This is a genomic window from Methylobacterium sp. Ger2507, from assembly GCF_055231875.1.
Window position 1 is genome coordinate 47,778 of the sequence record NZ_JBUYVC010000003.1, and the last position, 6,111, is coordinate 53,888.

Sequence of the window (6,111 nt, forward strand, 5' to 3'; positions counted from 1 at the left end):
CGTCCACTTCAGCTACCGAAGGGCTGATCCGGCGACTACCTTGCTCACAATCGAGCAGCAAGAGCAGGTCGGAGGTCACACATGGGCGCGAACGCAGAGAGCCTTTTCACGGCTACGGATATAAACGGCGTATCGCTTCGTAACCGCTTCGCGGTCGCGCCGATGACGCGGGTGAGCGCGAGCGAGGACGGTACCGCCACTGATACGATGGCCCGGTACTACGAACGGTTCGCCCTTGGCGGCTTCGGGCTCCTGGTCACCGAGGGCATCTACACCGATCAGGCATTCGCCCAGGGCTACCTCCATCAGCCCGGCATCACCGATGACGGCCAAGCCCAGGCTTGGCGACCTGTGGTGGATGCCGTGCATCGACATGGTGCTCGCTTCTTCGCGCAGCTCATGCACGCGGGTGCGATCAGCCAGGGCAACCGTTTTCGCGATACCACCGTCGGACCTTCGGCCGTGCAGCCCAAGGGCCACCAGATGGAATTCTACTACGGCAAGGGCGCCTACCCTGCGCCTGCCGCCATGAGTGAGGAGCAGATTTCCGACGCCATCGAGGGCTTCGCCGCGTCAGCGGAACGGGCGGTCGCGGCTGGGTTCGACGGCGTCGAGATCCACGGCGCGAACGGCTACCTCATCGACCAGTTCCTGACCGACTATGCCAACCAGCGTGGTGATCGGTGGGGTGGCGATACGCGGCGGCGCACCACGCTCGTGCGTGCCGTGTTCGAGGGTGTGCGGGCCAGGGTCGGGGCCGGCGTGCCGGTCGGCGTGCGCATCTCTCAGGGCAAGGTCAACGACTTCACCCACAAGTGGGCGGGCCGCGAGCAGGACGCCGAGGCCATCTTCGGCACGCTCGCCGAGGCCGGGGCCAGCTACATCCACGTCACCGAGCACAAGGTGTGGGAGCCTGCCTTCGAGGGCGGGCAGGACAGCCTCGTCGCCCTAGCTCGCCGCTACGCACCGCACGTCCCGCTGATCGCCAACGGCGGCGTGCAGGACCCTGCGCGGGCGCAGGAGGTCATGGCTGCCGGTGCCGACATCGTGGCGCTGGGCAAGGTTGCGCTCGCGAATTCAGACTTCCCGAACCGCATCCGGGCGGCGCAGGAGGTGGCCGCGTTCGATCCCGCCATCCTTGGTCCAATCGCCAACATCAAGCCGAGCGAGCTGGCAGCCTGAGGGCACGCGGCGCAGGACGCCACCATGTTGAAGGCACCCTGTGCCGGCCCAGACGAATGTGGAGCATGAACCATGAGCGATGACCTCGGCACGGCGACCGTGAAGCCTGCCCGCACGAAGATCCGCGTCTGGATCGACTTCGTCTGTCCGTACTGCCTCCTGGGGGAGCAGCTCATCCGGACCGCCACCGACGGGCTCGACGTCGACATCGTCTGGATGCCGTTCGAGCTGCGCGCCTATCCGACCCCGACGCTGCGGCCCGAGGACGACTACCTGCCCACGGCATGGAAGCACGGCGTCTACCCCGCCGCCGAGCGGATGGGCGTCACGATTCGACTGCCGACCGTCTCGCCGCAGCCCTACACTCGCAAGGCGTTTCTTGGGCTTCAGTATGCAGTCGAGCACGGGCAAGGAGATGCCTACGTCGATGCGGTCCTGCGCGCCTTCTTCCAGGAGGATCGCGATATCGGCGACACAGACGTACTCAAGGCGATCCTCCGGGGGCTTGGTCTCGATCCCGATGCCCTCGACGCAGTGCTCGCCTCGCCGTTCCATGGCGCGCGCCACGACGCGGCATTGCTGGAGGCACAGGAGGCGGGCATACGCGCCGTCCCCTCGGTCGCAGTCGGCGACCGCCTGTTCTCTGGCATGCCGCAGCCCGAGATGCTGCGCACCGAAATCCTACGCCAAACCGCTTAGGCCCCCTTTATGGATGGCCCGCCCCTCACCGGGCTTCACTGCTAGGTTTGCAGTGTGGCTCACACCAGTGATGGAGCGGACCGATGGCCATTGCGATACTCGGGATCGATCTGGGCAAGAACAGCTGCAGCCTTGTCGGGCAGGATGCGACCGGTCGGGTCGTCTTGCGACGCCGGATGCGGCGCGAGACGGTGATGACCTTTGGCGCAACGCTTCCAGCTTGCATCATCGCCATGGAGGCGTGCTGTGGCGCCCATCACATGGGCCGGGCGCTCGCCGCTCAAGGTCACACCATCCGGTTGATGTCGCCGGAATATGTGCGGCCCTACGTCAAAGCCCAGAAGAATGACGACCGCGACGCTGAGGCGATCGCGGAGGCTGCGACGCGTCCGACCATGCGGTTCGTCGCGCTGAAGTCGGAGGCACAGCTCGACATGCAGACCCTGCACCGGGTGCGCGACCAGCTCGTGGGCGAACGCACGGCCCTGATGAACCAAATCCGAGCCGTTCTTCTGGAGCGCGGTCACATCGTCCCGCAGGGACGCGCCAAGCTCGCCGCCAGATTGGAAAATCTGCTCGATACCGAGGCGGTCTCTGACCTCACGCCACGGATGCGCATCCTCGTGGCGGACGTGCGTGAACGCTGGCAGTCCCTTGACGGACGCATCGCAGCCCTCGACGCAGAGTTCGCCGAACAGGCCCGGACCGACGAAAGCGCCCGCCGGCTCACCACCATCCCGGGCATCGGTGCACTCAACGCGACGGCGCTGGTCGCGGCGATCGGTGATGTGGCGACCTTCGCCCGCGGACGTGATCTGGCGGCCTGGCTCGGCCTCGTGCCGCGTCAGGTCACAACGGGCGGACGACCACGCCTCCTCGGGATCACCAAACGCGGCAGCAAGTACCTGCGCAAGATGCTGATCCAGGGCGCACGGGCCGCGATGCCGACTTTGCGCAAGAGCGATACGCTGATCGGCCAGTGGCTACGGGGCCTGCTGGCGCGGGCGCACGCCAACACCGCCGTCGTCGCGCTGGCAGCCAAGATGGCCCGGACCGTCTGGGCGCTGCTGCGCCACGAACGCGTCTATGAGCCGGCGGCGGTGGCTGCCTGAACCGAGCTTGGTCGGCGAAGCCTTCGTCGGCCTCACCATGTCTGCGAGCGGCGAGAGGAAGATGGCCTGACAGTCGATCGGTGTTCTGGAAGCCTCCGGCGGAAAATGGCGCTCGACGCCGACCCCTTTATGAGGACCAGGACGCGCGGATCTCCATCTTGGCCAACGGCATCGCCGGAAGGCCGGATACGTTTATGCAGACTGCTCAGACCAGCGGATCATAAGCCACTTGCGGACGGGGCGGGCCATACGTTTCGGTAGCTGCTGACGTCACGGCTCTTCAGACTGGGGGTCCGAGTAGGGTCGGAAGCAGACGGCGCAACGTGTGGGGAAAATCTCCGCTACCGCGATACGCCAGATTTTGATTTGGAAGCGTACCCAAGCCTCGGGCGGGCAGGGGCGCTTAAGCGGCCCCTGCCCTTTACCCGCCGCGTCCCCGGAGTTTTGCCAAAGCCAGGACGGCCGGATTGCGCGACGTGAGCGGGGGGCACTACTGCGTCGCGCCAGGAAGAACTACCTCGCGGGTCTGCGGCAGCCAAGGGCGTCGGTGGATAACTCCCTAGCGATTTCAGCCCGCGCGCCGGCTCTGTTCCGCCTCCGTGCGCCAGGCGTCGCGATCCTTCTCGGCCTGGGCTAGCCGGGCGCGCAAGATCTCGATCTCTGCGTGAAGCTCCCCGGCGTCGACCGCCAATTCCACGCACTGATCCTGCACGTCCGCGAGCTGCTGGCGCAGCTCTCTGTTCTCCACAATGACAGCGAGGAAGTCGGCGGATCGTTGGCCGGTCATGGGGCTCCCGCTAACGGTGGGGCGACGGTAGTTCGCCCGGACAGCCGTCGCTACCTGGGGCGAGCCAAGAGCAGCGCAGACGTTCACCATACGCACTTTTACGCGTCGTGACGCAGCGAACCGCTACGCTCATGAACCGTTGGTAACACGAGCTGCAAAGCTCGCTGATTTTGCTTCGCCAAGAGGCCGGTTGTCGAGGCAGGAGGGGGAGCTTTGCTCGCCTGCCTCGACAGCTGGCTTTTGCGTATCCAGACCGACATCGAAAGGTATTTCACGTCCGGGAGCCGTGGTTGCAAGGGCACGCGAAAGCGTCTGAACTGCATCGATTTGGTCGAGCAGTTCGGCAGCAAACGTGTCGAAATCGGCCCGCATGTTCATCGTGCTTCCCACAACCCGAAGACGCAGGTGCGCATGGTGGGAAGTACACTGCTATCCGTAGCTGCTGCGGAGCTTGCGCTTCAGGATTGGCGGCGTCAGGACCGGAGTGAGAGCGCGGCGCACTCGGCCAGAGTCATGTCCGTCAATGCGCGTCAGCGGGCCGTGACGCAGATTCGTCTGAGATGCCGACCTTGGCCCAGACGTAGACGGCAAGGGCTGCCACCGGCAGCCCGATCAACGACGTCGCGACAAAGAACCAAGTGAAGCCCGTGTGCTCGATCGCGAAGCCGGAGAAGCCTGCCAGTACGCTGCCCGGGAAGGCGCAGAGCGACGTCAGGAGCCCAAACTGGCTTGCCGCATGATCCGTTGATGCCAGGGTCGACATGTAGGTGATCAGCACGACCGACGCGAAGGCGTAGGCGAAGCCCTCGACGCCAACGGCGGTCGCAAATGTCCAGAACGCCGTCCCGCCGTCACCCCCGTGCGCAGCGAGGTACGCAAGGCTCAAATGCGAGGCCGAGCCGGCCACAGTGCCGATGAGGAGACTCGGCAACATGCCGATCCGCGGGATGAGGGCGCCGGCCAGGAAGGTGCCGCCCAGAGCGATCCAGAAGCCGAAGAGCTTGGTGACGGTGGCGATGTCGGTGTTCGAGAAACCCTGGTGCTTGAACAGCGGAATGGCCATCGCACTCGCGACGTAGCCCGGCATGCGGAAACCGGCGACGAGCAGCAGAATGATGGGCGCCATCGGGCCCAGCCGAGTTAGCAGTTCGCGGATTGGTGCCCAGATCGTGTCGAGGAAGCCGGCTCTGGAAAGGTGGGGTGTTTTGTCTGAGGGCGGCTCGGGCGCGAGTACGGCGGCAAGCATGCCTGGGAGCATCAGCGCGGCCATGCAGAGGTAGGCCACACGCCAGCCGATCTTATCCGCCAGGAACAACGCGCCTGCCCCCGCCGCGAGGTTGCCGAGCCGCCAGCCGATTTCTGTCCAGGACGAGAGCACAGCCTGCTTCTCGGGAGGTCGCACGCTGGTGATGCGCCAGCCATCGATGACGAGGTCGAGCGTTGCACCGGCGAACCCAAGGGCTAGCGAGAAGGCGATTGTCCAGGTGAGCTGATGCGTCGGATCTCCGAAGGCGATGCCTGCGGACGCCGCCATGACGCCGAGCTGCGCCACAACGATCCAGGCGCGCCTTCGACCCAGGAAGCGTCCGAGGAGGGGCGGATCGTACCGGTCGAGGAAGGGCGCCCACAGGAACTTGAACTTGTAGGCAAGCGTCAGCTCACTCAGGAGCCCGATGGTCGCGATCGAGATCCCAATGTCGGAGAGCCAGGCCGACTGCGTCGAGTAGACGAGAAGGAACGGGATGCCAGACGTGAAGCCGAGGCCGAGGGCCGGTGCGATCCGTCGATCGGTGAACAGCGCCGACCAGAAGGGCGTCGCTTTAGGTTTTGCCACGAACGCTTGGCTCATGCTCGGCTCTCTCCGCCCCCTGCCCGTCCGAGACAGGCTCAGCTGATGTTATCCCTGTTGATCCTCAGCCCGCGACCAATGAACGAAGCCCCGGCCGCTAAGCGGTCCGGGGCTTTTTTCATTCGGTAGGCAGCAGCACTGTGTCGGCCTAAGTCGGCTGCACCTCAGTGTCCTTGATCTCCGGCTTGTCTTCCTCCGGGATCGTAGGAGGCTTCTTCTCAGGCTGTTCCGGCGCATCCTCGATGGGCTGGAGGTCGGCGCCGGGCAGTGGCTTATCGGCGTTGGTCACGGCTTCGCTCCCTGGATGTCGTGGGGAGCAAAGCACTTGCGATCGGAAGCGTTCCTACCTGCGTATCATCCCTGGGCGTCCAATCTTCAGGAGATGGCCCAGGCGAGCACCAGGATGCCGCCAAGGAACATCCCGTAGGTCGCCATCACGGCGGCGACCTCACGGTGCTGCTGAAGGACGGAGCGGGAAGCTA

At 65.3% G+C, this 6,111-nt stretch carries 7 protein-coding genes; 3 read left to right on the top strand and 4 right to left on the bottom strand.

Annotated features, from left to right (window positions below):
* The first annotated feature begins 81 nt into the window (after positions 1-81).
* The 3 genes from ACV7NL_RS24595 (at position 82) to ACV7NL_RS24605 (ending at position 2,993) form a co-directional block, all read left to right on the top strand.
* Positions 82-1,182 (top strand): oxidoreductase, encoded by a 1,101-nt coding sequence (locus ACV7NL_RS24595; RefSeq protein ID WP_463357371.1) that lies wholly within the window; start codon positions 82-84, stop codon positions 1,180-1,182.
* Between the two features lie 72 nt (positions 1,183-1,254).
* Positions 1,255-1,881, top strand: coding sequence for a DsbA family oxidoreductase (locus ACV7NL_RS24600; protein ID WP_463357372.1), 627 nt, complete (start codon positions 1,255-1,257; stop codon positions 1,879-1,881).
* Positions 1,882-1,964: 83 nt separating this feature from the next.
* Complete coding sequence (locus ACV7NL_RS24605) at positions 1,965-2,993, top strand: IS110 family RNA-guided transposase (RefSeq protein WP_463357247.1); 1,029 nt, start codon at positions 1,965-1,967, stop codon at positions 2,991-2,993.
* Positions 2,994-3,561: 568 nt separating this feature from the next.
* Here ACV7NL_RS24605 and ACV7NL_RS24610 read toward each other — a convergent pair.
* From ACV7NL_RS24610 to ACV7NL_RS24625, 4 genes are all read right to left on the bottom strand, one after another.
* Positions 3,562-3,780: a hypothetical protein gene (locus ACV7NL_RS24610; RefSeq protein ID WP_463357373.1), complete on the bottom strand. Its 219-nt coding sequence runs from the start codon at positions 3,778-3,780 to the stop codon at positions 3,562-3,564.
* Positions 3,781-3,909: 129 nt separating this feature from the next.
* The gene (locus ACV7NL_RS24615) at positions 3,910-4,158 is read right to left on the bottom strand and encodes a hypothetical protein (RefSeq protein ID WP_463357374.1); all 249 of its coding nucleotides are present in this window, start codon (positions 4,156-4,158) and stop codon (positions 3,910-3,912) included.
* A 142-nt stretch (positions 4,159-4,300) separates the two neighbouring features.
* Complete coding sequence (locus ACV7NL_RS24620; RefSeq protein WP_463357375.1) at positions 4,301-5,629, bottom strand: AmpG family muropeptide MFS transporter; 1,329 nt, start codon at positions 5,627-5,629, stop codon at positions 4,301-4,303.
* A gap of 148 nt (positions 5,630-5,777) precedes the next feature.
* On the bottom strand, positions 5,778-5,918 hold the full coding sequence (locus tag ACV7NL_RS24625) for a hypothetical protein (protein ID WP_463357376.1): 141 nt from the start codon (positions 5,916-5,918) through the stop codon (positions 5,778-5,780).
* Positions 5,919-6,111 lie beyond the last annotated feature (193 nt).